The 25227-nt window shown below is 69.3% G+C and carries 20 protein-coding genes; 6 read left to right on the top strand and 14 right to left on the bottom strand.

All coding sequences use genetic code 11. The features are described 5' to 3' along the window. Window positions 1–631: 631 nt before the first annotated feature. The 10 genes from ACIQGQ_RS36435 to ACIQGQ_RS36390 form a co-directional block, all read right to left on the bottom strand. Window positions 632–1387 (bottom strand): transposase family protein, encoded by a 756-nt coding sequence (locus ACIQGQ_RS36435; protein WP_402404742.1) that lies wholly within the window; start codon window positions 1385–1387, stop codon window positions 632–634. Between the two features lie 142 nt (window positions 1388–1529). Next, a complete protein-coding gene (locus ACIQGQ_RS36430) occupies window positions 1530–2480 on the bottom strand; it encodes a TauD/TfdA family dioxygenase (protein ID WP_402404739.1) in 951 nt (316 codons plus the stop codon). Beyond that, entirely contained in the window at window positions 2477–3283 is an 807-nt protein-coding gene (locus tag ACIQGQ_RS36425; RefSeq protein WP_402404736.1) for an alpha/beta fold hydrolase, read from the bottom strand. The genes ACIQGQ_RS36430 and ACIQGQ_RS36425 overlap by 4 nt, the downstream gene beginning before the upstream one ends. Before the next feature lie 160 nt (window positions 3284–3443). Then, window positions 3444–3644 (bottom strand): hypothetical protein, encoded by a 201-nt coding sequence (locus ACIQGQ_RS36420; protein WP_402404733.1) that lies wholly within the window; start codon window positions 3642–3644, stop codon window positions 3444–3446. A 321-nt stretch (window positions 3645–3965) separates the two neighbouring features. Then, entirely contained in the window at window positions 3966–4745 is a 780-nt protein-coding gene (locus ACIQGQ_RS36415) for an aldehyde dehydrogenase family protein (RefSeq protein ID WP_402404730.1), read from the bottom strand. A 111-nt stretch (window positions 4746–4856) separates the two neighbouring features. After that, entirely contained in the window at window positions 4857–5498 is a 642-nt protein-coding gene (locus tag ACIQGQ_RS36410; protein ID WP_402404746.1) for a response regulator, read from the bottom strand. A 96-nt stretch (window positions 5499–5594) separates the two neighbouring features. Beyond that, a complete protein-coding gene (locus tag ACIQGQ_RS36405; protein WP_402404728.1) occupies window positions 5595–7259 on the bottom strand; it encodes a sensor histidine kinase in 1665 nt (554 codons plus the stop codon). 154 nt (window positions 7260–7413) lie between these two features. After that, complete coding sequence (locus ACIQGQ_RS36400) at window positions 7414–8211, bottom strand: ABC transporter permease subunit (RefSeq protein ID WP_402404725.1); 798 nt, start codon at window positions 8209–8211, stop codon at window positions 7414–7416. Between the two features lie 45 nt (window positions 8212–8256). Then, window positions 8257–8937, bottom strand: coding sequence for a phosphatase PAP2 family protein (locus tag ACIQGQ_RS36395; RefSeq protein WP_402404723.1), 681 nt, complete (start codon window positions 8935–8937; stop codon window positions 8257–8259). Beyond that, window positions 8934–9890: an ABC transporter ATP-binding protein gene (locus ACIQGQ_RS36390; RefSeq protein ID WP_402404721.1), complete on the bottom strand. Its 957-nt coding sequence runs from the start codon at window positions 9888–9890 to the stop codon at window positions 8934–8936. Before ACIQGQ_RS36390 ends, ACIQGQ_RS36395 begins: the two co-directional genes overlap by 4 nt. Before the next feature lie 323 nt (window positions 9891–10213). Here ACIQGQ_RS36390 and ACIQGQ_RS36385 point away from each other — a divergent pair, with 323 nt between their 5' ends. The 6 genes from ACIQGQ_RS36385 (at window position 10214) to ACIQGQ_RS36360 (ending at window position 16284) form a co-directional block, all read left to right on the top strand. Then, window positions 10214–10612 carry a nuclear transport factor 2 family protein gene (locus tag ACIQGQ_RS36385; protein ID WP_402404718.1) on the top strand — a complete coding sequence of 133 codons (399 nt, stop codon included), beginning with the start codon at window positions 10214–10216 and terminating at the stop codon, window positions 10610–10612. Window positions 10613–10658: 46 nt separating this feature from the next. Next, complete coding sequence (locus ACIQGQ_RS36380) at window positions 10659–11741, top strand: branched-chain amino acid aminotransferase (RefSeq protein ID WP_402404715.1); 1083 nt, start codon at window positions 10659–10661, stop codon at window positions 11739–11741. 170 nt (window positions 11742–11911) lie between these two features. Beyond that, on the top strand, window positions 11912–13000 hold the full coding sequence (gene proB / locus ACIQGQ_RS36375) for a glutamate 5-kinase (RefSeq protein ID WP_402404712.1): 1089 nt from the start codon (window positions 11912–11914) through the stop codon (window positions 12998–13000). A 2-nt stretch (window positions 13001–13002) separates the two neighbouring features. Beyond that, complete coding sequence (locus ACIQGQ_RS36370; protein ID WP_402404709.1) at window positions 13003–14274, top strand: glutamate-5-semialdehyde dehydrogenase; 1272 nt, start codon at window positions 13003–13005, stop codon at window positions 14272–14274. A gap of 49 nt (window positions 14275–14323) precedes the next feature. Further along, on the top strand, window positions 14324–15478 hold the full coding sequence (locus tag ACIQGQ_RS36365; RefSeq protein ID WP_402404704.1) for a pyridoxal phosphate-dependent aminotransferase: 1155 nt from the start codon (window positions 14324–14326) through the stop codon (window positions 15476–15478). Further along, entirely contained in the window at window positions 15475–16284 is an 810-nt protein-coding gene (locus ACIQGQ_RS36360) for a pyrroline-5-carboxylate reductase family protein (protein ID WP_402404702.1), read from the top strand. Before ACIQGQ_RS36365 ends, ACIQGQ_RS36360 begins: the two co-directional genes overlap by 4 nt. Before the next feature lie 121 nt (window positions 16285–16405). Here ACIQGQ_RS36360 and panD read toward each other — a convergent pair whose 3' ends face one another. The 4 genes from panD to ACIQGQ_RS36340 all read right to left on the bottom strand — a co-directional run. After that, entirely contained in the window at window positions 16406–16816 is a 411-nt protein-coding gene (panD, locus tag ACIQGQ_RS36355) for an aspartate 1-decarboxylase (RefSeq protein WP_402404700.1), read from the bottom strand. Window positions 16817–16829: 13 nt separating this feature from the next. After that, a complete protein-coding gene (locus ACIQGQ_RS36350; RefSeq protein WP_359286096.1) occupies window positions 16830–17057 on the bottom strand; it encodes an MbtH family protein in 228 nt (75 codons plus the stop codon). Next, window positions 17050–24225, bottom strand: a complete 7176-nt coding sequence (locus tag ACIQGQ_RS36345) for an amino acid adenylation domain-containing protein (RefSeq protein WP_402404696.1) — start codon at window positions 24223–24225, stop codon at window positions 17050–17052. The genes ACIQGQ_RS36350 and ACIQGQ_RS36345 overlap by 8 nt, the downstream gene beginning before the upstream one ends. After that, the coding region (locus ACIQGQ_RS36340) for a condensation domain-containing protein (RefSeq protein ID WP_402404693.1) at window positions 24222–25227 on the bottom strand (1006 nt) is incomplete at its 5' end. The genes ACIQGQ_RS36345 and ACIQGQ_RS36340, both read right to left, overlap by 4 nt.

Raw genomic sequence — 25227 nt, 5'->3', positions numbered from 1 at the left:
GCCGCTTCGTAGCCGGATCGAACCAGCGGACTCGCGCACGGTACGGGTTGGGGCGATCAGGCCGGTACTCGATGTCGGTGGTGAGTCGGACACCGGCCGGTACCACGGCTTTCTCGGCCATCAGGCGTCTTGCCGCGGGACGGTCCGGTGGCGATGCAGCCACTCCTCAACGTCGACCGCGCTGTACATGATGACGCGTTCCGACACGGAGACGAACGGCGGGCCCTGGGGTGGCCGAGCGGTGCGCCAACGGCGCAGAGTCGAGGTGTCTACACGCAGGCAGGCGGCGAGGTCGCGCGTCGAATACCAAGCATTGGCCAGGAGAGACGACCCGCTGTCATCTTGGACGAAAGGGGCACCGTCCTCATGACGGTCTGTGTAGTCTGCTATCGGTTCGTTGGGCAAGTGTGGTGAATCTCCGGGTGGTATGGAGCACCAAAGTGATTCTGGGGAAAGCCGTCGGCGGCAGATGGCGCTGCTCGCAGGTGGATCGATCCGCCGTGGTACTCGGAGCAAACGGTGGACAACAATCGTCCGCGCAAAGGCCGGTTTGGCTAACCGGCGATGTGCGGCTATGTTCCCCTCGCTTGCGACGAGATATTCGGGGATGGCTACCGAGCCCTTTCCAACCTCACGTTGACGCGTGGTGAAGGACGAGGATGGCCTGGACGATCGCTGTGATGCGGGTGGTGCTGCAGCGGAGCTTCCGTAGGAGGCGCCAGCCGTTCAGGGTGGCCATGGCCTGCTCGCCGAGGCAGCGGATCTTGGCGTGTGTGCTGTTGTGGCGGCGCTGCCACCGCTTGAGGCGACGGCCGCGGAAGGGCACCCGGATGGAGCTGCCGGCGCTCTGGTATGCCTTGTCGGCCCAGCGCTTGAGGTCGGCGTCGGTGAGTGCGTCGACGATGCCGTGGGTGCGGGCGGCGGTCAGGTCGTGGGTAAATCCGGGAAGCGCGGGTGGGGCCCGCAGCAGGCGGCCGAACGGGTCGGTGAGGACCTGGACGTTCATGCCGTGACGTTTGTGTCTGCCCGAGTAGTGCGGGGTGTCGGCGGCGATCCGGTCGATCGGCAGCAGGGTGCCGTCCAGGATCATGAACGCCTTGGTCCGCGCGACGCGTATCGCCTGGGCCAGGGTGGGTGCGAGCGCGGCCGGCAGGTCGACGGCTTCGCGTATGTAGCGGTACGCGGTCGCGATGCCGATCCCGATCCCGGCGGCAAGCTGGGCGTAGGTGTCACCGCACCGCAGATGGGCCGGGGCGGGGAGAGTCTGACGGCCGGCGGTCAGACGCCGCCGCCGGGTCCCGATCTCCCCTCGCCGCACAGCAAGTCGTCCGGTCAGGTACCGCGGGGTGCGACTGGACAGGTCGATCGACGACGGGTGGACAAGCACGCGAAGCTCCTGGCAGACGGCGGATCTTGATCGTGAACCCGTCTACCAGGAGCTTCGTCGTTCCGTAGACCCGCCCAACACGCGGCCAGCGCCGTCAGGTTGGAAACAGCTCAGTGGATGCTGGAAGGTGTCGACCTGGCGGTCAGTCGGTCATCGCGACCAGTATGCGGCGGTCTCCGGTGAAGGCGCCGCGACCGTGGCCCACGGCCACATTGTCGATGACCAAGAGGTCGCCCTGGGCCCAGTTCACGTCCACGGCGTTCTCGAGACCCCGGTCGCGGACCTGGAGGACATAGGCGTCGGGGATCGGTGTGCCGTCGGCGAAGGTGACCGACTGGGGAAGTTCCTCGGCGGGGAGGATCTGGGCCAGTTCGGCGGCGGTTTCGTCGCCGAGCGAGGCCGGGTGCCACTGGTCGGACTGGTTGAACCAGACTTCGGTGCCGGATTCCGGGTGGACGAGGGTAGAGCGCCGGATCTGGGTGATGCGCAGTGCGCCGTCGGGCTGCCAGCTCCACTCGGCCTCGGCCTCCTTGAGGAACGCTTCGACGGCCGCCCGGTCGTCCGTCTCGAAGGTGTCCTGCCAGCTCTTGCCGAGGCCGATGCCGTCGTGCAGGTTCTGGTTGTAGCGCACACCGCCGGCGAAGGCTTCGCGTACCTCGGGTTCCAGCGAGGCCAGCCACAGCTCGCCGTCGACGACCGTGGTGGCGCCGCCGGTGGCCGGGGCGGTGGCGCAGTAGAAGACGAGCCGCGACGGCCACCGGTGGCCATAGCTCAGCTCGTTGTGCATCGATATCGTGAATTCCTGCGGGTACTCCGTGGAGGTGTAGACGTTCGACCCCACTTTGGTACGCGGTGAATTTCCGTGCACATACGCGAGCCGGTTGGGCAGAAGCTGGTCGAGCACCGGATCCAGGGAATCCTCCGCTACGCTGAATCCACGGAAGACGATGGCCTTCTTCTCTGTGAGGAATGCGTTGAAGTTGTCATGGGAGGCAAGGAACTCGGGCAGTGAGCCGGGCGCACTCCCGCTTGTATCCGCGGTGATCTCGTAGGGCTTCCAGGCGCGCAGTTCGGCCAGGTCCTTCATGGTCATCCTTCCAGCCTCAAAAACTCGATCAGTGTCTTGTTCACCTGCTTCGGGTCTTCCAGGTAGCCGTAGTGGCCGCAGCCCTGGATCAGCTCGAAGCGGGCCCCGGGGATGGCGTCGGCGACCTCTTCGCCCAGATGCGGGGGCGTGATCATGTCGTCGCCGAAGGCGATCACCTGGCACGGGCGGTCGATGGCCCGGTAGGCGCGGGTGCGGTCCGGCATCGCGGAGAAGCCCATGTGCACTCGGCCGCCGGGGCGGGTCGGGGCGGACACCTCGAACAGGTCGAGCCAGTCCTGGATCTGCTCGCCGTCGGCCAGGGTGCGCGGCGAGAGGTTCTGGATGGCCTGGATGACGGCGGCGTAGCGGGGCGGCAGGCGCAGGCCCGAGTCGTGCAGGTCGATCTCGGTCGCGCTCAGGGCGCGACGCAGTGTGTCGGTACGGGCTCTGGTCGCCATGAGGACCGCTCTGCTGATCAGTTCGGGGCGGGCCAGCATCAGTTCCTGGAGGATCTGGGCGCCCAGCGAGGTGCCGACGGCGAGACAAGGGCCGATGCCCAGGTGCTCGACGAGGGCGGCGGTGTCCGCGACCATGTCGTCGAGGGTAAAACCGTCGGCACACTCGTCGGTGGGCGGTACGCCGCGGTGGTCGAAGGTGATGACGCGGTATCCGGCGGCGGTGAGGGCCGGCACCTGGTGGAGGTCCCAGACCCTCCCTCGGCTTCCGCTGCCCATCACCATCAGGACCGGTTCGCCGGCCCCCTGCGATTCATGGTGGATCCGAATTCCGTTCACGGATGCCCATGCCATGAATGTCTCTCCCCTGCTGCGTGCCGGGACGGCCCGACGGGAACTCCCGAACTCCCGTGAATTTATGCCGGACTTCGAACATGCGTCAAGGAGAATCCCGTACATGCCGAAGCGAGGGATTGTGTCAACCTACTTTGATCCAGTATGCAGTTGACGAAAGTCAGGTAACCTCCCGGCCCCAGTACGCGCCGAAGAGGAGCTTCTCGTCGGGTAGGCATTCCGCTATAGGACGGGATATGAGGGTGTGGTTGAGAAAGGTCAGCCAGGTGACGTTTCCGGAGGTGCTGCAGCCTCCCCAGCTGCCGCTGGAAAGTGTGGTGGTGAAGGGGACGCCGCTCTCGAAGCTGCCGGTGGTGGTCATGGTCGACTGGTTCACCACGACCCGGCAGCTGTCCACTGCCTTGGTGAGCAGGCCACCCGGTCGGCCCGGGTGCTGTGGACGCCGCAGCTGTGGCCTTTCCCGCAGATGTCGAGGACACGCTGCACGCCCGAGCCCGCCTCGGCGAAGTAGTCGAACCGGCCGAGCGTCAGCACCGGAGAGATCTTCTCGCGCAGGATCGGTTCGTCCCGTAACTCGCCCGCTTGGAGCGGGTGTTGCCCGCGAGGACCAGGAGCGAGGCCTTGTCGTGTCGGGCACTGTGGATGCCGGCAGCCTCGGCGAGCTCGGCAGCCGGGAGGCCGATCATGTCTCGGTCCAGTTTCCCGTCGTCGGACCAGAGTACGCTCCGCAACCGCAGTCTTTGGACTCGGTGCACAAGTGGGCACCTTGCGCCTTTAGTTGGGAGCTGAACTCGTCGAGGACCGAGGTGTGCACGAGTACATTGCTCTCCGAGGAGCAGGAGGTGCCGTTGTTGTAGCTTGCATCCGTCACGATCTTCTCGGCTGCGTCGGCCGGGTCCGCGGTTTCGTCCACGACGACTGTCGGATCGCCGACGCCCGTGCCGACAGCGGGAGTTCCGCTCTCAGACGCTCTGCGGACGGTGCCCGCGCCGCCGATGGCCACCACATGGTCGGCCCCGGCCATCAGCTCGGCGCTTGTGCGCCGGTCGGTGTGCTCCAGGCACTGAACCAGGTCGACGGGCGCGCTGACCTCGGCGAGCGCGTCCCGTACGACCCGCACCGTGGCCCGGGCCGGGCCCAGCGCCAGTGGGTTGGGGCTGAAGACGGCCGCGTTGCGGGTCTTCACCATGGGCAGCACGTTGCAGACGATGCCGGGCACCGGTGTGGTGGCCGGACTGGGGACGGCGATCACGCCGAGCGGTTTGGCGATCCTGCGCAGACCGAGGTCCGGCAGGTCCTCGACGACGCCGACGGTGGACTGGCCGTGCAGATCGCGGAGGACACCGAGGACCCTACGGTGCTGCAGCATGTAGAGGTGCTCGGGGTCGCCGAGTGCGGTCTCGGCGTGGCTGAGCAGGGCCAGGCGGCGGGTGGTGCTCTCCTGATAGCAGCACCAGCCCACCGCGGCGACGACTTCGTCGGTCCTCGACTGGCTCCAGCGCGCGGCTTCCCGGCTGGGCCGCGCAGGCGCGCTCCAGAGTGGTGCGGACCATGTCAGGGTGCGGCATGGGCGTCATAGCTCCTTGTCCACCAGACCGGTCTCGTACGCGATGATTGCCGCCTGCACCCGGTTGCGTACCTCGAGGGACATGAGGATGGAGCTGACGTAGCTCTTCACAGTCCCTTCCACTACGTGTAGTCGCTTGGCGATGTCGGCGTTGGACAGGCCCTGGCCGAGAAGGGCGAGGACTTGACGTTCGCGTTCGGTGAGTGTCTCGACGCGTTCGCGCGAGGCGGCGTTGCGCACCATGCGCTGGCCCGCGGAGCCGCGGTTCAGCTCGGCGATGATGCGGCCGGCGACCTCGGCCGAGAGATAGGCGGCGCCTCGTGCGGCGGCGTGTACACCGGTCAACAGCTCGCGGGGATCGCCAGACTTGAGCATGAATCCGCCGGCGCCGTCGCCCAGGGCCCGGGCGACGTACTCGTCCTCGGAGAAGGTGGTGAGGATCAGGACGGAGGTCTCCGGGACCTTGCGCTTGATCTCCGCGGTTGCGGCGAGCCCGTCCATCACCGGCATCCGAATGTCCATGAGGACCACGTCGGGGTGGTGTCTGAGGGTCAGGTCGACGGCTTCGGCGCCGTTGGCGGCCTCCGCCACCACATGGATCTCGGGGTCGGCGGCGAGGATGGCCTTTACGCCAGCCCTGATCATCATCTCGTCGTCGGCAAGGATGAGTCGGATGGCAGTAATCGTGCTCTCCCTGTTCAATGGGGACCTGGGTGCGCGGAGGCGGGGGACGGTCCGCCCCGGTCAATCGTGGTCGACGGGTTCGCGGGACTTGGCCGTGATGACGTCCTTGTGCGTCAGATAGCCGTCCCGAAAGCAGAGCCTGTACACGTCGATGCGTACGAACAGCGCCGAACTGGCCCGGTAGTAGCGGCAGGCGGCGCCCTCGGGCTCGGGGAGCGATTCGGAGGGCGGATCGCTCATCTCGTTGTCGGGCAGTAGGTGCTGTATCTGGTCTGCGGGGCTACCGAGCTCGATCCGATCGTAGAACTTCGGGGCGAGCGCCGAAGACGAGGACAGATAGGCGTAGTAGCCGAGCATGCCGACGGCCAGGCACACACACAGGGTGAGCGGCAGGGCCACCAGGGAGATGAACCGTCGGCGCAGCCGGGTGGTGGCGTGCGCCAGGCTGTCCTCAGTGATCTCGGCGTGGGTGTCGATCGGCGCCGTGGTGCTGCCAGCCTGGCGCATGGCGGGCGGGGTGCGCGGCAGGCTCGCCTGCACCTCGAAGCCGCCGTCGTGCAGGGGGGCGGCGCGCAGGGCGCCGCCCGCGAGCCGGGTCCGCTCCTCCAGGCCGATCAGTCCGCGCCGGCCTTGCACGGCGGGCCGGTCGGGCCGCTGCGGCGAGGGTCCGTTGCGTACGATGACCATTACCTCGTCGACAGCGTAAGCGAGTCGGACCGTGATGCATGATCCGGGCGCGTGCTTCATGGCGTTGGTCAGCGACTCCTGCACCACCCGAAACAGAGCCTTGTCGGTCATCTCGTCTAGGCTCCCGATATCGCCGCTGCGGTCGAACACCACGTCCACTCCGCTGTCGCGGGCGCGCTCCACCAAGTCGCCGATGTCCGGCTGAGCGGGCTCCATCCTGGCCGGAGCGTCGTCCTCCCGCAGGACTCCGATGATGTCGCGCAGACGTTCCAAGGAGCTGGCAGCGTTGGCCCGCAACTCTCCCGCCGCGTCCCGGAAGCGCTCGTCGACGCCCGGCGTGACCTGCAGGGCACCCGCGCGCAGCGCGATCAGGCTGAGCTCGTGGCCCAGCGAGTCGTGCATGTCCTCGGCGATACGGGTGCGTTCGCGGAGCCGGGCCTGTTCCACGCTGATGCGCTGTTGGAGCTCCAGCTGGCGGGCGTGCTCCCAGCCGGCGTGCTGCAGTTCGCTGCGCTGGCGTGCGTAGCGGCCCACCAGCCACGGCAGCTGGCAGGCGAAGATCAGCGAGGTCATCAGGACGAACCACATCGGCAGCGTCAGCCCGGCGAAGGCTGTGACCGCGGTTCCCGCCAGGATTACCACGCCGACCGAGGCGAGCACTGATGCCGGCCGCATCGGCAGCCGTCCCACGGTGAAGCTGCTGATGAACACCGTCGGCAGATACGGCGACACTACGATGGAGCCGACATCGTTCTGCATGACCCCGACGAACCACCACAGGCCCAGGCACAGTACGAACGAGACGAGGGGCAGCCGAAAGTAGATCAGCACGGAGGCGCCGATCACCGCGGCGCCGACGAGGAGCTGCAGCGTCCGGTGCTCCACCGCGTTCATGCTTTGGACGAGCAGCAGAGCGGGGATGTTGAGCGCCACCCAGGTGAGCAGCGAGGCCGAGATCCAACGTCTGGGCCTCGGCGGGCGCTCGGTGGGGGCCAGCCAGTCGGCGAGTGTTCGCAGATGGAGAGGGATGCGGGTCACGGGGTTCACTCTAAGTCAGCCGACCAGCGGCGTAGCAGAGGCCATGGGGCAACTGGCATGGTGTTGGACGGGTGTTGCGCATCCATACGGGGGATATTGAATGCGCAACACCCGCACGCCCCGGTTCTGCGACCGGGACGTGATCGGGGGGTGGTCAGGCGTCGCGGCGGCGCAGTGTCTGATGGCCGACCGCGGTGACCACTACGGACCACAGGAGCAGGAAGACCAAGGCCGTGCCCGCTCCGTACGGACTGGTGTCTGCGTTCATGAAGTGCGTGCCGGCCGAGTTGGGCATCCGGTCGGAGAGCCAGACCAGCGGCGACATGTCTGAGGCCTGCAGGATCACCGGCATGACGGTGAGGCCGACGAATACGATGGTCAAGGTGCCCGCGGCGCTGCGCACCGCGATGGCTACACCGATGGTCAGCATGCTGATCAGGGCCAGGTAGACACCCATGCGTAGGGAAGTGGCGAGTATTTCTCCCCCGTCGGCGATCGCCTTGTCCCCCAGCGTCACAGCCGACACTCCGGCGCCGATGAGGCAGAGCACGATACCGCCGACGAAGTTGATGGCGCCAGCCACGATGTTCTTGGCGGCTAGCATCTGCCCGCGCCTGGGCACGGCCTGCAGGGTAGTGCGAATGCTACCCGAGGTGTACTCGGCCGTGATCACCAGCATCGACAGGGCAATGAGGGCGAACTCGGCGACGTAGACCGTGTTGACCGCGACCTCGCTGACCGCGACTCCGGCGCTGTTCTTCTTGTTGTTCGCCATGGTCGAGCCGATGATCGGCGCGGTGAGCAGCATCAGTAGTCCGCCGCCGATGAGGCTCCACCAGGTGGACCTGACCGACCACAGCTTGGTCCACTCGGCTGCCACGGCGCCGGGCAATCCGCCGCCGGTCGCCTGCGCCGCACCGGGCGCGGCGGACGGAGAGGTCGATGTCGTCATGACAGTTCCCGTTCAGATGAGGAGAGTTGCGGGTGGCGCCGCTGCTCAGTGGCGCGTAGCGGAGTACGGGGCGTGCTGTGGGGCAGGCGGCGCCAGGACGGGCGAGGCGCCGAGGACCAGCGCGAGTGAAGGCTTGCGGCGCAGGGCCGTGATGAGGTGAGTGCCGGGTACCCGCAGGGCCAGGAGCACCAGCGGGGCGAGCAGCAGGCCGAGCAGCATGCCAGCCGCGACGTCGTGCAGGTAGTGGACGCCGACGTAGACCCGGGACAGGGCGACCAGGGCCGCCACTGGCAGCAGCAGGACACCGATAAGGCGCCAGCTGATGAGAAGGGTGGCCACTGCGGAGGCGGCAATCACCGAGTGGTTACTCGGGAAGGAGTAGTCACCAGCGGCCGGACACTCCGCGATGGCCCGCACCCCGGGGATATCGCGGCAGGGCCGCTCCTCGTGCAGCCATGCCTTGATGACCTCGCTGAGGGCGTAGACCACCACGACGGCGATCGGCGCGATCAGCGCGTACGCCATGGCGCGGTCGTCGCCCTTGCGGGCCCGCCACCACTGGAAGACCATGACGCCGACGAACAGCAGGATGCCACCCTCGGTGAACAGCTCGCCGAACGTCTGTAGCCAGCCGGGGGTGTCGGCGGCCCACTCCGTGATGTCGCGGTACACGCCGACGCCGTAGTCAGGTCCAGCCTTAGCCAGGGGGACGAGGGTGTCGGTCATGCACGGCCTCCATCGACATCCGACGCCGGCGCGGGGCGCGAGGCAGGGGTTCCGTACTCGACGCTGTCGGCGGTGAGCTCCATGTAGGCCTGTTCCAGGGAGGCCTCGACGGCGCGCACCTCGTGCAAGCGCACGCCCAGCTCGTACGCCAGGTCAGAGACCCGATCGACGGTGAGCCCGTTGATGTGCAATTCGTTGGCGCTCTCCCAGCGGACGGGCACCCTCCACTCGTAGAGGCGGGCGACCAGGCGCTCCAGCGCGGAGGTCTCGGGACCGCGGGCCTTGACGGCGTTCAGGGAGCTGGCGTCGATGAGCTGCTTGACCGAGGTCTCGGTGATCAGCTTGCCCTTGCCGATGATGACCAGCTGGTCGGCGGTCAGCTGCATCTCGCTCATCAGATGGCTGGAAACGAAGACCGTGCGGCCCTCGGCTGCCAGGCCGCGCATCAGACCGCGGATCCAGCGCACACCATCCGGGTCGAGGCCGTTGACCGGTTCGTCGAACATGACGATGCCCGGGTTGCCGAGCAGCGCGCCCGCGATCCCGAGGCGCTGGCTCATGCCGAGTGAGAACGATCCGGCGCGGTGATCGGCTACCGAGGTGAGGCCGACGGTCTCCAGGACCTCGTCGACCCGGGCCGTCGGGATGCCGTTCGTCTGGGCGAGCGCCTTGAGGTGGTTGCGGGCGCTGCGACTGGGGTGCACCGCCTTGGCGTCCAGGAGCGCGCCGATCTCGCGCAGCGGGTGGCGCAGCTGCTCGTAGGGCCGGTTGTTGACCAGGGCATGACCCTCGGTGGGGCGGTCCAGTCCCATGATCATGCGCATGGTGGTGGACTTGCCCGCGCCGTTGGGGCCGAGGAACCCGGTGACCCGGCCCGCTGGGACCGTCAGGGAGAGGCCGTCGACCGCAGCGCGGTCGCCGTACCGCTTGGTCAACCCCTGCAGCGTGATCATCTATGCGCTCCCTGCCTCTTCACGTTCATCGTCACGTAACGAAACGTAAGGGCCGGGCAAGGGTCTCCGCAGTGCACGAAGGCCAGCGAGCACCCCTACTTTAGTCAGGACTTCGGCCGGAACCTTCGGTAAATGCCCGGCGCCTCTTGCCGAGCGGCCGGAAGGCATCGCAGAGTGGACTGCTGGTAGACGGACGAGATTCACCGCCGGTCCGGATCCCTTTCGCTGATGATGTCCGAACAGGTTCCACTCCGCCCTTTTCCTGCTGCCTTCGCTAGGCCATACGCAGACAGATTTTTTACCCAGGGAGAACGTTCGAGCGCATGAATGAGTTTGTTTCGAAACCCACCCGACCCGTCGTTTCGTCTTCGTCACCCACGGAATCCGTACGCACCTATTACCGCCTGGTCGACGCCGATGACATCACCGGGCTGCTCCAGCTGTTCGAACCCGCCGCGCAGTACCGAAGGCCCGGATACGCAGAGCTCAACGGTCATGCTGAGCTGGAGCGCTTCTACCGGGACGAGCGGGTCATCGAGAGCGGAACCCATTCCATCACCACACTCGTCTGCGAGGGGCGTGAAGTGGCCGTCCGCGGCGCCTTCGAAGGAGTGCTGCGTGACGGCTCGAAAGCATCGCTGCGCTTTGCCGATTTCTTCAGCGTGACCGCGGCGGGGACATTCTCGCTGCGCGAGACATTCTTCTTCGCGCCGCTGGTTTGATTGCGCAGACGTTGGCCTTGAGTCATTGACGGGGGATTTCAGAACCATGCACAATCCAGCTGATTCGGTGCTCACGCCTGCCCGCGCGCCATTCGGTGAACTCTTCACCCCGCACATGGTGACCGCGCGGTGGCAGCAGGGCGAGAGCTGGTCCCAGCCGCACCTGGCGCCTTTCGCGGAACTGCCGATGTCACCGGCCATGGTCGGCCTCCACTACGGCCAGGTGGTCTTCGAGGGGCTGAAGGGATACCGGCGCCCCGGCGGCGACGTGGACCTTTTCCGGCCGCTGGACCACGCCGCCCGGCTGCGCCGCTCTGCGGAACGCCTCGCCATGCCCGTACTGCCCGACGCGCTGTTCCAGGACGCCGTCGAACTCCTTGTCTCCGCCGACCAGGCGAGCCTGTCCCAGACACCCGGACTGAGCCTGTATCTGCGTCCGGTGCTCTTCGCCGACGAGGCCAACCTGGCTCTGCGCCCGGCCCGTTCGTACACCTTCTTGCTGATCGCCTTCGTCACCGGCGGCTTCTTCTCCGACCGGCCGGATCCGGTCACGGTGTTTGTCAGCCGCGACTACACGCGTGCCGCGCCGGGCGGCACCGGCGGTGTGAAGTTCGCGGGCAACTACGCACCCGCCTACCTCGCCCAGGAGCAGGCCGTGAGCGCTGGCTGTCACCAGGTGGTCTGGCTCGACCCGGTGGAGCGCCGCTGGGTCGAGGAACTGGGCGGCATGAACCTCTTCTTCGTACGCGGCCACGGCGCCGACGCCGAGCTCGTGACACCGCCCGCAGTGGGCACCTTGCTGCCCGGCATCACCCGGGACTCCCTGATGACCCTGGCCGGGCGGCAGGGCCTCGCGGTGCGCGAGGAGCCCCTCGCAGTCGACCAGTGGCGGCAGGAGAGCCTGGACGGCACCCTCACCGAGACCTTCGCTGCCGGCACGGCGGCCGTGGTCACCCCGGTCGGCACCGTGCGCGACGGCGATCAGGAGTGGCGGATCGGGGACGGCACGGCCGGGCCCGTGACGCTCGCGCTGCGCGACGCGCTGGTGGACGTACACACCGGACGCACCGCCGCCCCCGAGGGCTGGCTGCACCGCGTGGCGCCCGCCCCCGCCCCCGTCACGGCGTGAGTACCCGGCCGACGCCGCTATCCGTTCGAGCTGATACCTCGGCGCCCGCCCGCGAAGGCTGGGCGCGGCTCCCCGTGGCCGGGCGACCGCCGCGCCCACCGGCACATCCGCGAACACCTCCGCCTACCGGGCAAGCCAACCCGCCCACGACCAGAACCAGGGGGACTGTCATGCCACCAGGTCCATCCGGCGTCCATCCGGAGTGTGTCGTCATCAAGATCGGCACCTCGTCGCTCATTTCCGCGCAGCGGCCCGACCCCGCCAAGCTCGATGCCCTCGCCGACGCCATGGTGAGGCTGCGCGCGGACGGACTGCGGCCGGTGCTCGTCGCCTCGGGCGCCATCGCGCTCGGTGCGTCCCGGCTCGGACTCACCGGCCCCCAGTCCGACAGCACCCGCCAGTTGGCGGCCGCCGTAGGTCAGGGGCTGCTGTTCGACGCGTTCCGGCGCGCCTTCGAGGAGCGCGGGCTGCTTGCCGCGCAGATCCTGCTGACCCCGTCCGACCTCATCGGACCGGAGCACCAGGGTGGTACGCGAGCCGTCCTGGAGGGCGCACTCGACGCGGACCTGGTGCCCGTCGTCAACGAGAACGACGCCGTCATGGTCCGCAACAACGACGTCTTGGCCGCACTGGTCGCGGCGCTGCTCGGCGCGGGCCGTCTGGTGCTGCTCACCGATGTACCCGGCCTGTACGAGAGCGACCCGCGCCAGGACGCGACGGCCCGGCGTATCCCCGAGGTCCGGGCGATGAAGCCGGCCGTCGAGCGGCTCGCGGGTGTCACCGCCCAGGGGCTCGGCACCGGCGGGATGGCGGCGAAGCTGTGCGCCGTCTGGATCGCAACGACGGCCGGGGTTACCGCGGTGATCGCCAGCGCCGACACCGAGGACGGAGCCGTGCGTGCTGTGCGCGGCGACGACATCGGCACCCTCGTACATCCGCGCCGCCCGGCCAAGCAGCCCGATGTGGGCCTGTTGTGGCGGGCGTTGTCGGCGCCGCCCTCCGGACGGCTCGTCTGCCGCCCCGAGGCTCTCGCCGTCATCGCGGACGGCGGCCCGCTCCTGGGGCGCCATATCCAATCCTGCACCGGCTCGTTCGCATCCGGGGCCGTGGTCGACCTCGTCGCTCCGGGCCCGCGGCCGGACGGGGCCGAGGTCGTCGCCCGCGGGCGCGTATCGGCCGGTTCCGGCGCGCTCGCGACGGCGGGCGAGGAGCTCACCGTGCTCCACCACACCGCGTACATCAGTTTCCTGGAGGTCTGAGCATGTCCGAAACCGCCATCTCCGAAACCGTCATCGACGTCTGCCGTCGTGCCCGCGAAGCATCGGCTGCCACGCGGGAGCTGACCACCCAGGTCAAGGACCAGGCGCTGGCCGCGATCGCCGACGCGATCGACGCCGCGCGCGAGTCCCTGCAGGCGGCCAACGCCCTCGACGTGGAGGCGGCCCGCGCGGTCGGCACCTCCGCCACCCTCATCGACCGGCTCACCCTGACCGACCGGCGTATCACCGGGATGACCTCAGCGATCCGCACCGTCCGGGATCTGCCCGATCCGGTCGGCCAGGTCGTGGACGGCTGGAGCCGCCCCAACGGCATCCACATCGACCAGGTGCGCGAACCTCTCGGCGTGGTCGCCGTCATCTATGAGGCCCGGCCCAATGTCACTGCCGAGGTGGCCGCGCTCTGCCTCAAGTCCGGGAACGCGGCGGTCCTCCGGGGCTCCTCCATCGCCATGCACACCAACGTCGCCATCGCCGACGTGATCACCGAGGCGCTGCGCGGCCTGGACGACGTCCCCGACGACGCCGTGCAGCTGATTCGGGACGCCTCCCGCGATGCCGCCCTGGAGCTGCTGCACGCAGACGAGTACATCGACCTCCTCGTGCCACGCGGCGGTCCCGGCCTGATCGCCACCGTGCGCGAGAACGCCACGGTGCCCACGGTCATCGACGGTGACGGCAACTGTCACGTGTACGTGGACGCCTCGGCCGATCTCACGATGGCCATGGGCATCGTGGTCAACGGCAAGACCTCCCGCCCGAGCGTGTGCAATGCGGTGGAGACGCTGCTCGTGCACGAGGACCTTGCCGACGAGTGGCTGCCCAAGGTCCTCGACAAGCTGCAGGGCCTCGGCGTCGAGCTGCGTGGTGACGTACGCACCCGGCAGGTGTGGCCGGCGGCCGCCGAGGCGCAGGTCAGCGACTGGTCGACCGAGTACCTGGACCTGATCCTCGCCGTGAAGGTGGTGTCCGGACTCGACGAGGCGCTGGCCCACATCAACCGGTACGGCACCCGCAACGCGGAGGGCGTCGTGGCCCAGGACATCGCGGTGGCCCAGCGCTTCGCCCGCGCGATCGACTCGGGCAGCGTCTTCGTCAACACCTCGACGCGCTATTCGGACGGCGGTGAGTTCGGCTACGGCGTCGAGATCGGAGTCTCCACCCAGAAGCTCCACTCACGCGGGCCGATGGGCCTGCAGTCGCTGACGTGCGTCAAGAACGTCGTCTGGGGCAGCGGGCAGATCCGTGTCCTCTGAGCAGCGCGCGACCACGCAGCTCGCAACCACATTGAAAGGGGACTTCCCGATGGCCGCAGTCCACCACGCGAGCCTCCTGGACAGCGTGTCCGAGGCATCTTCGATCCGGCTGAACAACCAGATCTACGAGCTGCAGTCCTGCGGTATCGACACCATCACGCTCTCCTTGGGGGAGGCGTTCTTCGACATACCGGCGCCCAGCTTCGAGGGGATGCCGGCGCACCGGATCCACCACTACTCCCACTCGCGCGGGCTGCCGCTGCTGCGCGAGAAGCTCGCTAAGTACTACGAGTCGGGCACCGGTTCGCCGGTTGACCCGGACCGCGAGGTCATGGTGACCGCCGGCTCCAAGGCCGCGCTGTTCATGACGTTCACCGCGCTGCTCGAGCCGGGCGACGAGGTGATCATCCCGGAACCGCTCTGGGTGAGCTATCCCGACCAGGTGCGCCTGGCGCGGGGCGTCCCGGTGATGACGCCGTGGCAGGAGCCGGTGGCGGAGCTCGCCGCGTACGTCACGCCGCGCACCCGGGCGATCGTCGTCAACAATCCGCAGAACCCCAGCGGGCGCCGGCTCGCAGCGGAGGAACTGAAGGCCCTCCATGAACTCGCCGAGCAACATGGCCTGTTCATCATCGCCGACGAGGCGTACCACGAGTTCATGCCCGAGGGCGCAACGTTCGTCTCGGCCCTCGAACACGATCCGGAAAAGCGGCACACAGTCGTCTGCAATTCCATGTCGAAGAACTACGGGATATCGGGCTGGCGTATCGGATATCTCATCGCCCATGCCGAGCTGGCCGAGCAGATCCTCAAACTGCAGCAGCACATGGTGACGTGTGCTCCCACGATTCTCAGCTATTACCTGGCCGAGAATTTCGAGACCATACTGGAGCAGACGAGACCGCAGATCCAGCGGGTCGTCAGGACGCGGAACGACATGTCGCGGCTGCTCGCGGACCGAGGGGTGTCCTGTCTGCCCGGCGATTCCACGTTCTATCTGTTCGCCTCGCTCGGTGCGTCCCGGCTCGGCTCGCAGGAGTTCGCCGAGCGGCTCCTGAACGAGCGGGGGGTGGCCGTGGTGCCGGGCATCGGTTACGGCGCCTCCTGTGAGCGCTTCGTGCGGATCTCGGTGGGCACGGAGCCCAGGGACCGCCTGGCCACGGGGGTTTCGGCGGTGGCCTCGCTCATCGAGGAGACCGTATGACGGTGCCGCCCATGGCGTTCGTGGGGTGCGGCCGGATCGCCCGGGCCATGGTGTCCGGGCTGCTGCGCGCGGGCCGGCCGGCCGCCACGCTGGTCGGGGTGTCCCGAACCGGGGCCGGGGCGCGGGCGCTGAGCGAGGAGTTCGGCATCCGCGCCGCCGCCGATCCGGCCGACGCGGTGCGTGGTGCGGGGGTGGTGGTCCTTGCCGTGCATCCGCACGAGACGGCGGATGCGCTGGCCCGACTCGCGGGCCTGGTCGGCGGCGACCAGCTGTTGCTCTCACTTGTCGCCTCGTGGCGCACCGAGGCGGTCGCGGCGGCCCTGCCCGGGGTGCCTGTGGTTCGTGCTGTGCCCAATGTGGCGGTGGCGCTCGGCGCCGGGGTCGCCGTGCTCTCACCGGGCCCCGGCGCCGACGGTTCGTGGCTCGACCTGGCCCGGCAGGTGTGTGCACCGCTCGGGGACGTCACGCTTGTCGAGGAGGACCGGCTGGAGACAGTGAGCGCCCTGTCGGGGGCGGGACCTGCGCTGGTGTCTGCGTTCGCGCAGGCCCTGACCGAGGCTGCCGTCGCCCAGGGGCTCGCGCCGCACACGGCCGCCGCGCTGGCCGCGCAGGCGGTCGCCGGCACGGGCGCGCTCCTTGCCGCGCCCGGGGCCACACCCGCCTCGGTGATGGACGCGGTCGCCTCGCCGGGCGGTATGACCCAGGCCGCGCTGAACACGCTCGACGAGCTGGGCCTGTCCCAGACGGCCGCGCATGCGCTCGAGTCGGCGGTCCATGTGTCACTCGCACGAATGGCCACTGCCTGAGCTCTCATCCGCTCTCGGGAAACCGTTGCTGAAAAGAACCGGGCCGGTCGCATCGTCTCGATACGACCGGCCCTTCTTCCTGCCCTCTTCCCTTCGGCCCGCCGGGGCCCCGCCCGCGGGGTCAGACCGCGGCTGGCACTCCCACCACGCCCGATCCCGCGGCGAGCGCGGGATCGTCGCTCTCCTCCAGGATGCGGTTGTACTCGTCCACGAAGACCACGTGGGGCTTCACGTCACGAGCCCGCTCGTCGGCCACGACGCCGTAGCCGATGATGATGACCAGGTCACCTGTGTGCACCAGGCGGGCGGCTGCACCGTTGATCTTGACCATGCCGGTGCCGCGCTCCCCTTCCAGTACGTAGGTCTCCAGCCGGGAGCCGTTGTTGATGTCGACAATGTGGACCAGTTCGTTCGGCAGCAGGTCCGCCGCTTCCATCAGGTCGGGGTCCAGCGTCACCGACCCCACGTAGTGCAGGTCGGCCTGGGTCACTGTGGCCCGGTGAATCTTTGACTTCAGCATCGTGCGGAACACAGTCGTACGCCCCTCAGGCCTTGGCGCCGACGGCACCGTCCATGGCGGCCACCAGGGAGTTGGGCCGCATGTCCGTCCAGTTCTCGTTGATGAAGTCCACGCACGACTGACGGTCGGTCTCGGCCAGGGCGGTGCTCCAGCCGGCCGGGACCTCCACGAACGACGGCCACAGAGAGTGCTGTCCCTCGTCATTGACGAGGACCAGATAGGTACCTTCGGTGTCTTCGAACGGATTACTCATGAGTCAAAACCCCCTGGGTGGGCGCGGTGGCAGTTCGCAGCGACCGCAACTTTTCACGGACAACTCGCCCGATTCGGGCGGTAGGAGCCGGCTCGGTCAGCATTCCCTCATGCTCGGCCTCCACATCGTAGTTTTCGGATACCCTTTCCGTATAGGGATTCCAGGAAGCTGTGTTCCTTCGCATCCGCTTTTCCTCGGAAACTCGGGTCGCGGTGAAGAAGAGCAACTCACCGCGGTAGACCTTCGGTTCGAATCGGGCCATGAGCCGCACGTTGTTCACGTAGACGTCCTTGGCCGCGACGACTTGGCTTGCGTCCAGCTGGGCGAGCGACTTGTTCTCCGTCCGAAGGAATTCCCGGTAGCGCTCGATGGGGAACCGGTCGGCTGTGAGCTCCGCCTCGTCGAACTCGAAGCCGATGGCCCGTAGGCTGCCGGCCACGATGTCGGCCTCGGCGCGCACCGGGGCGTCCTGGCCGCGTACGAAGTTCGGGTAGGCGTCCAGGAGCACCAGTAGTTCCACCTCCTGGCCCTCGTCCTGCAGGCGGGTCGCCACGGCGTGCGCGGCCTGCCCGCCGAAGGACCAGCCGAGGATCCGGTATGGCCCCTTGGGCTGGACGGTCCGGATCAGGGCCGCGTAGTGGGCGGCCATCTCCTCCATGGTGGCGGGCAGTGCGGCCCCCGGCTCGGACAGTCCGCGGGCCTGGAGGGCGTACAGCGGGGTCTGCGGGTCGAGGTGGGCGGTCAGCGCCGCATAACACCAGCCGAGACCGGCCGCCGGGTGGACGCAGAACAGCGGGGTGTCGGTGCCGCGGATGCGCAGTGGCAGCAGCTCAGCGTAGGAATCTGCCTGTTCGGTGCGGTCGAGTGCGGCGGCGAGCGCGGCGACGGTGGGGGCGTCGAACAGGGAGCGCATTGACAGTTCGGCGCCGAGGACGGTGCGGATGCGGTTGAGTAGCCGGGTCATCAGGAGCGAGTGGCCGCCCAGGGCGAAGAAGTCGTCGTCCACGCCGACCTGGTCCACCTTGAGGACCTCGGCGAACAGGTCGCAAAGGATCCGTTCGCGCGGTCCGGCGGGACCGCGGCCGTCCCGCGTGGCGTCGGGGGGCGCGGGCAGAGCCGCCCGGTCCAGCTTGCCGTTGGGCGACAGGGGCATCTCGGCGAGGGCGACATACGCGCCGGGCACCATGTAGTCGGGCAGCCGGTCGCCGAGGTGACGGCGGAGTTCGTCGACCGGCGCCAGCGCGTCGCCGGTCGGCACCGTGTACGCGACGAGGCGTCTGTCGCCGGGCCGGTCCTCACGCAGCAGTACGGCGCTGCGCGCGATGCCGGGGTGCGCGGCGAGCGCCGCCTCGATCTCGCCGGGTTCGATCCGGAAGCCGCGCAGTTTGATCTGGTGGTCGGCCCGGCCGAGGAACTCCAACTGTCCGTCTGCCAGTTGGCGCACCAGGTCGCCGGTGCGGTACATGCGCTCTCCCGCCGCGCTGTACGGGCAGGCTACGAACCGTTCGGCAGTCAGGCCGGGGCGACCGTGGTAGCCGCGGGCCAGGCCCGCCCCGGTGACGTACAACTCTCCGGTGACTCCCGGCGGTACGAGCCGCAGCTCCTCGTCCAGGACGTACAGGCCGAGGTTGGGCAGCGCGTTGCCGATGGGCGCCGAGGCGGGCCAGTCGGCCGGGTCCCGGGGCAGCGTTGCGGCGGTTGCGGCGTGGGTCTCGCTCGGTCCGTAGTGGTTGTGCAGCCGCAAGCCGGGGCGCGCGGCGAAGAAGGCGCGGACGGCCGGGGTGAGAGTGAGGGCCTCGCCGGCCTGGGCGAGATCCGTCAGCCGGTCCAGCGGGACGCCCTCCTCCGCGGCGGCCTCGGCGAGGGCCTCGATCAGCAGGTTCGGGGCGTGCAGATGCTCGATGCGGTGGTCCTGCAGCCAGTGCACAAGGGCCACCGGGTCGCGGCGCACTGCCTCGGGGCAGGGCACGAGCCGACGTCCGTGAAGCAGCGCGGAGAGGATCTCGTGCACGGACACGTCGAAGCTGATCGCCGCGAACTGGGCCACCGGGGAGCCGTCCCGCGCGGGCATGGCGTCTTGGTGCCAGGCCATGAGGTTGTCCATGGCACGCGCGGGCAGCACCACGCCTTTGGGGCGGCCGGTGGAGCCCGAGGTATAAATGGCGTACAGGGGCCGCTCGGGTGACAGCGTGCCGACGTCGTAGGGGGTGTCCGCCTGCTCGGCGAGCAGGTGCAGTGTCGCAGGGTCGTCGAGCAGCAGCGGCTCGGACCCGGATGCCAGTGCGGCCGTGGCCCGCCGGGTCAGGACCAGCGGGGGCGCGGCATCCTCGACCATGTAGGCGAGCCGGTCAGCGGGGTAGTCGGGGTCCAGCGGCAGGAAGCCGGCGCCCGTCTTGAGTACCGCGAACAGGGCGACGACCAGGTCGGCCGAGCGGGGCAGAGCGAGCCCGACCAGCGCTTCCGGCCCGGCGCCGCGGGCCGCGAGCAGCTGGGCGAGGCGGTTGGCGTCCCGTTCGACCTGTGCGTATGTCAGGGTGTGCGGGCCGTCCTCGATGGCGACGGCGTCCGGGGTGCGGGCTGCCTGGGCGGCGAAGCGTTCGGCGAGCGTCGCGGTGGGCAGCGGCCGGGTCGCGGCGGCCGCGGTGAGCAGCCGCTCCCGTTCGGTGGGGGAGAGCGCCTCCACGCGGCCGATCGCCTCCTTCGGGGCTGCGGCCAGGCTGTGCAGGACCCGGACGAACCGGTCGGCGATGGACTGGGCGGTGGCTGCGTCGAACAGGTCGGCGCTGTACTCCAGTACGGCGTTCAGACCGCCGGGCGCGCCATCGCTGCCATGCACGTCGGCGAAGGCGAAGAGCAGGTCGAACCGGGACACGGCGGAGCCGACGGCCTGGCCGGTGACCTGTATGCCCGGCAGCTGGTCGATGGCTTCCCTGGCGCTCTGCTGATCGGTGTTGTTGAACGCCAGCATCACCTGGAACAGCGGGTGGCGGGCCATGGTGCGGGCCGGGTTGAGCTCCTCCACGAGCCGCTCGAAGGGCACGTCCTGGTGGGCGTAGGCCCCGAGCGCGGTCTCCCGCACCCTGCGGATCAGCTCCTCGAAGCTGGGGTCGCCCGCGGTGTCGGTGCGCAGCACCAGGGTGTTGACGAAGAACCCGACGAGGTTCTCCAGGGCGTCGTCGGTTCGGCCCGCGACCGGGGTACCGATGGGGATGTCACTGCCCGCGCCGAGCCGGGACAGGGTCACGGCGAGTGCGGCCTGGATCACCATGAACACGGTGGCCCGCTCTGATCGCGCCAACTCGACAAGTTGAGCGTGGAGCTCGGCGTCCACCTGGAAGCCGCTGCGGGCGCCGCTCCGGGTGGGTACGGCGGGTCGCGGCCGGTCGGCGGGCAGGTTCAGCTCCTCGGGGAGCCGGTCGAGTGCCTTCTTCCAGTACGCGAGCTGCTGGCTGAGCGGTGAGTCGGGGTCCTGCTCCGAACCCAGGACGTCGCGCTGCCACAGGGTGTAGTCCGCGTACTGTACGGCCAGGTCGGGCCACTGCGGTGCCCGGCCCTCGGACCGGGCGGCGTAGGCAAGGGCGAGGTCACGGCCGAGCGGCCGGCGCGACCAGCCGTCGCTGGCGATGTGGTGGACCAGCAGGAGCAGCACGTGGTTGTCGGGGGACACCTCGAACAGCCATGCACGTATCGGCAGTTCGTTTCCGAGGTCGAAGCCGTACCGGGCGGCCTCCTTGAGGTCGCCGGGCAGCCGTTCCTCGTCGGTGAGGACCGTCTTGAACGGCACGGTCGCCGATTGCGGGTCGAGGATGTGCTGGTACGGGCCCTCTTTGTCCTCTGCGAAGACGGTGCGCAGCGATTCGTGCCGGGCCACCACGTCGCTGAGCGCCTCCTGCAGTGCCACCTGGTCGAGGGCGCCGAGGAAGCGCCGCGAGACCGGGATGTTGTAGGTGGGGCTCGGTCCCTCCAGGCGGTGCAGGAACCACAGTCGGGACTGGGCGTACGACAGAGGGATCCGGCCCTCGCGGTGCGGGCTGCGCGTGACCGGGGTGCGGGCGGCGTGGCCCGCTTCCAGGGCGGCTGCGAGTCCGGCGACCGTCGGGGTCTCGAACAGTCGGCGTACGGAAAGCTCCACTTCCAGGGTGGTGCGGATCCGGCTGACCAGGCGGGTGGCGAGCAGGGAGTGCCCGCCCAGGTCGAAGAAGCTGTCGTCGATGCCGACCCGATCGCGGCGCAGCACCTCGGCGAAGAGCCCGCAGAGGATCTCCTCGCGGGGCGAGCGCGGCGCGCGGCCTGCTTCCCCGTGGGCGAGGTCGGGTGCGGGCAAGGCGCGGCGGTCGAGTTTGCCGTTCGGGGTGAGCGGCAGGGCGTCGAGTAGCAGCACGGCGTCCGGCACCATGTACGCGGGCAGCGTCTCGGCGGCGTGCGCGCGCAGCACGGCCGGGTCGAGGGCCGCGCTGTCCTCGGGCACCACGTAGGCGGCGAGCCGGTGGTCGCCGGGCGTGTCCTCGCGGACGACGACGGCGGTGCGGGCGACATCCGCGAGGGCGGTGAACACGCCCTCGATCTCACCGAGTTCGATGCGGTAGCCGCGCAGCTTGACCTGTCCGTCGACGCGGCCGACGAACTCCAGCCGGCCCTCGGCATTCCAGCGGGCCAGGTCGCCGGTGCGGTACATGCGCTCGCCGGGCGCGCCGTAGGGGCAGGCCACGAACCGTTCGGCGGTCAGGCCGGGTCGGCCGAGGTAACCGCGAGCCAGTCCGGTGCCCGCGATGTAGACCTCACCCGCCGTGCCGGGGACGGAGGGTTGCAGTCCGTGGTCCAGGACGTAGATCCGGGTGTTCCAGAACGGTCTGCCCACCGGGATGGCTCCGGCGGGCACCTGCTCGCCGGGGGCGATCGGGTTCTCGACGCTGTTCACGGTGGCTTCGGTGGCGCCGTACACGTTGTAGGCGGTCGCCTGCGGGTGGCGGCGGCGCCAGCGGTCCAGGTGTTCGCCGACGAGGAGTTCCCCGCCGAGCATCAGGGTGCCGGTCGGCGACACCTCGTCGGGCAGCTCGTCCAGGAGGGCCAGGACGCTGGGGGTGCCCTTCATGAACGTGGCGCGCGGACCGCTCGCGGCCTCGCCGGTCAGCGCGGCGATGTGCACCCGGCCACCGCTGACCAGCGGGGTGTACAGGCCGGTCACGGTCAGGTCGAAGGAGATCGGCGAGTGCAGCAGCGTGGTGCCGGCCGCGGTCGGGTACACCTCCTTCGCACGCGCCAGGTAGGCGCCCAGGGAGCGGTGTTCGATGACCACGCCCTTGGGGCGGCCGGTGGAGCCGGAGGTGTAGACGACGTACGCGGGGTGCGCGGGCAGCAGGGGCGCGGTGCGGTCGGCGTCCGTGAGGTCGGCATCGTCGTAGCCGCTCACGTCCGTCTCGTCGAGGACCACCCGCTGGGTGGCGCCCCGAGGCAGGCCGTCGGCGAGGTCGGAGGTGGTGACGAGCAGTTCCGGGGCGGTGTGCTCCAGCATGTACGCGATGCGCTCGGCCGGGTAGTCTGGGTCGAGGGGCAAATAGGAGGCGCCGGACTTGAGGACGGCGAGGAGCGCGACCGCCGAGTCCACGGAGCGGGGCAGCGCGAGCGCCACGAACTTCTCGGGACCGGCCCCGTTCTTGACGAGAAGACGCGCTACACGATTGGCCTGGGCGTTCAGCTCGTCGTAGGTCAGAGTCCGTTCCCCGCAGACCACCGCCTCGGCGTCCGGGGTACGGGCGGCCTGGGCCTGGAACAGCTCCACCACGTTGGTGCCGGGCACCTGGCGGGTGGTGTCGTTCCATTCATGCAGCACCAGGTTCCGTTCGGTAGGCGAAAGCACGTCGAGGGTGGCGACCGCGCGGTCGGGGTGGTCGACCACGGCCTGCAGCACCCGGCGCAGCCGCTCGCCGACCGCTTCGGCCTGGGACTCGTCGAAGACGTCGGGGCGGAAGTCGACGCGCAGCCGCAGCACCGGTCCCGGCTTGACGATCAGGCCGAGCGGATAGTGCATGCCGTCCTGGGTGCTGACGCCGGTGACGCGCAGGGCGCCGGGACGGCTCTCCGCACCGGTCGCGGCGGCTGCGTCGAGAGGGTAGTTCTCGAAGACGAGTGCGGTGTCGAACAGATCACCTGCTCCCACCAGTTCCTGAATGCGGGTCAGGCCCAGGTACTGGTGGTCCAGGAGCCGGGCCTGCTCCTCCTGCAGCCGGCGCAGGAACGCGCCCAGCGGTTCGGCCGGTTCGATCCGGGCGCGTAGCGGGAGAGTGTTGATGAACAGGCCGACCATGTTCTCGACGCCGTCGAGCTCCGGCGGGCGGCCGGAGACCGTCACGCCGTACACCACGTCGTCACGGCCCGCGAGCCGTGCGAGCACCAGCGCCCAGGCAGCCTGCGTCACGGTGTTGAGGGTGACGCCGAGTGAGCGGGCCCGCTCGGTGAGCGCGGCCGTGAGGTCGCCGGACAGCGTGAACTCCAACTGCCCGGGCACCACGGGCGCACGGTCGGCTATGGCGGGCGCCACCTTGAACGGCTCTTCGAGCCCGGCGAACGCCTCCTGCCAGGCCCGCTCGCCAGCCTCCCGGTCCCGGGAGGTGAGCCATCCGAGGTAGTCGCGGAAGGGCCGCACCCGGGGCAGCGCCGAGGTGTCGGCCCCGCTCAGGTAGAGCGCGAGCAGTTCGCGCAGGAGCACCGGCCGGGACCAGCCGTCCCACAGGATGTGGTGATTGGTGAGGACGAAGCAGTGCTGGCGCGGACCGTACTTGAGCAGGGTGAACCGCACGAGCGGCGGCTTGGCCAGGTCGAAGCGGCGCGCCCGGTCGGCGTCCAGGATCCGCCGGGCGGTCTCCTCGCACTCAGCCCCGGGCAGGGCGCTCAGGTCCTCCTCGTGCCACAGCAGAGGTACATCCCGCAGTACGGCCTGCACGGGGCGGCTGAGCCCCTCGTGCCGGAACGCCGTGCGCAGGTTGGCGTGCCGGGTGAGCAGTGCCCCGGCGGCGGCCCGCAGCGCCGCCGTGTCCAGCGGGCCCTCCAGTTCGAGAGCCATCTGCACGGTGTAGATGTCCAGCGCCTTCTCGTCGAAGACGTTGTGGAACAGCAGCCCCTCCTGCAGAGGTGACAGCGGGAGTATGTCCTCTATCGCGGACCGCTTCATTCCGACATCCTCCACTCGGACAGCTCGGCTTCCAGCCGAGCGATCTCACTCTGATCCAGCATGGATAGGGGCACGTCCGAGGGCGTGAATCCGCCCGCGTCCCCCTGGGCGGCGTGCTCCACGAGCGCGCGCAGCGCCGTGAACCACGCCTCGGCGAGGCGCGTCACCTCCGCCTCGGTGAGCAGACCCTTGGCCCAGGTCCAGCTCACCAGGAGCTCGGGGCCGTGCTCGGTGTCGCGGGTGATGGCGTTCACCTCGACGGCGTGTGTGAGCGGCATGTCCGCGTCGCGCCCGCCGCCGATGCCCGCGCTGCCCGGAGCGGTCGCCCAGTCCTGCACCGGCCGGTCCCCCGCCGCGCCGGCGATCCGGCCCAGGTAGTTGAACTTGATCTGCGGACGTGGGAGTTCCCGCAGCAGGGCACCCGTCTTGGGGTTGAGGTGGCGCAGCATCCCGTAGCCGAGGCCCTTGCCCGGTACGGCGCGCAGCTGCTCCTTGACCTCCTTGAGCGCAGCGCCGGCGTCAGCGGTGGAGTCGGGCGCGAGCCGCACGGGGTGGGTGCTGGTGAACCAGCCCACGGTCCGGGTCAGATCGGCGCCCGGCACCCGGCTCTCCTCGCGGCCGTGTGCTTCGAGCTCGACGAGGACTCCCGAGGTGTCGCCGCGCCAGTCCTGGACGGCGAGCGCGAACGCGGACAGGAGCACGTCATTGATCTCCGCGTGGAACGCCGCCGGCAGTGTGGTGAGGAGTTCCTCCGTCACCTCCGACGAAAGTTCGCGGGTCAGGTGGCCCGCTGTGCCGACGGTGTCGCGCCGCGCGTCGAGCGCCCTACTCCCGAGCTGCGACTCCTGGTGCCCGAGTACTTCGGTCCAGTAGCCCAGCTCCCCGGTGACCTCGGGTTCCTGCGCACTCTCGCGCAGGCGTCGGCTCCATTGTCGCAGGGAGGTGCCGATGGGTTCGAGGGCCGGTTCGCGTCGGGCTGTCACGTCCTGCCAGGCTTGGGCG

Source organism: Streptomyces sp. NPDC092952, from assembly GCF_044754785.1.
Classification (GTDB): Bacteria; Actinomycetota; Actinomycetes; order Streptomycetales; family Streptomycetaceae; genus Streptomyces.
This window is presented reverse-complemented; position numbering and strand designations above follow the sequence as displayed.

Excerpts from the sequence above, each read along its gene's own strand:
- proB (WP_402404712.1), top strand. The coding sequence starts at position 11,912 with ATGCCACCAGGTCCATCCGGCGTCCATCCGGAGTGTGTCGTCATCAAG.
- ACIQGQ_RS36430 (WP_402404739.1), bottom strand. The coding sequence starts at position 2,480 with ATGACCATGAAGGACCTGGCCGAACTGCGCGCCTGGAAGCCCTACGAG.
- ACIQGQ_RS36380 (WP_402404715.1), top strand. The coding sequence starts at position 10,659 with ATGCACAATCCAGCTGATTCGGTGCTCACGCCTGCCCGCGCGCCATTC.
- ACIQGQ_RS36425 (WP_402404736.1), bottom strand. The coding sequence starts at position 3,283 with ATGGCATGGGCATCCGTGAACGGAATTCGGATCCACCATGAATCGCAG.
- ACIQGQ_RS36370 (WP_402404709.1), top strand. The coding sequence starts at position 13,003 with ATGTCCGAAACCGCCATCTCCGAAACCGTCATCGACGTCTGCCGTCGT.
- ACIQGQ_RS36345 (WP_402404696.1), bottom strand. The coding sequence starts at position 24,225 with ATGAAGCGGTCCGCGATAGAGGACATACTCCCGCTGTCACCTCTGCAG.
- ACIQGQ_RS36400 (WP_402404725.1), bottom strand. The coding sequence starts at position 8,211 with ATGACGACATCGACCTCTCCGTCCGCCGCGCCCGGTGCGGCGCAGGCG.
- ACIQGQ_RS36395 (WP_402404723.1), bottom strand. The coding sequence starts at position 8,937 with ATGACCGACACCCTCGTCCCCCTGGCTAAGGCTGGACCTGACTACGGC.
- ACIQGQ_RS36420 (WP_402404733.1), bottom strand. The coding sequence starts at position 3,644 with ATGACCACCACCGGCAGCTTCGAGAGCGGCGTCCCCTTCACCACCACA.
- ACIQGQ_RS36365 (WP_402404704.1), top strand. The coding sequence starts at position 14,324 with ATGGCCGCAGTCCACCACGCGAGCCTCCTGGACAGCGTGTCCGAGGCA.
- ACIQGQ_RS36350 (WP_359286096.1), bottom strand. The coding sequence starts at position 17,057 with ATGAGTAATCCGTTCGAAGACACCGAAGGTACCTATCTGGTCCTCGTC.
- ACIQGQ_RS36390 (WP_402404721.1), bottom strand. The coding sequence starts at position 9,890 with ATGATCACGCTGCAGGGGTTGACCAAGCGGTACGGCGACCGCGCTGCG.
- ACIQGQ_RS36385 (WP_402404718.1), top strand. The coding sequence starts at position 10,214 with ATGAATGAGTTTGTTTCGAAACCCACCCGACCCGTCGTTTCGTCTTCG.
- ACIQGQ_RS36410 (WP_402404746.1), bottom strand. The coding sequence starts at position 5,498 with ATGATGATCAGGGCTGGCGTAAAGGCCATCCTCGCCGCCGACCCCGAG.
- ACIQGQ_RS36360 (WP_402404702.1), top strand. The coding sequence starts at position 15,475 with ATGACGGTGCCGCCCATGGCGTTCGTGGGGTGCGGCCGGATCGCCCGG.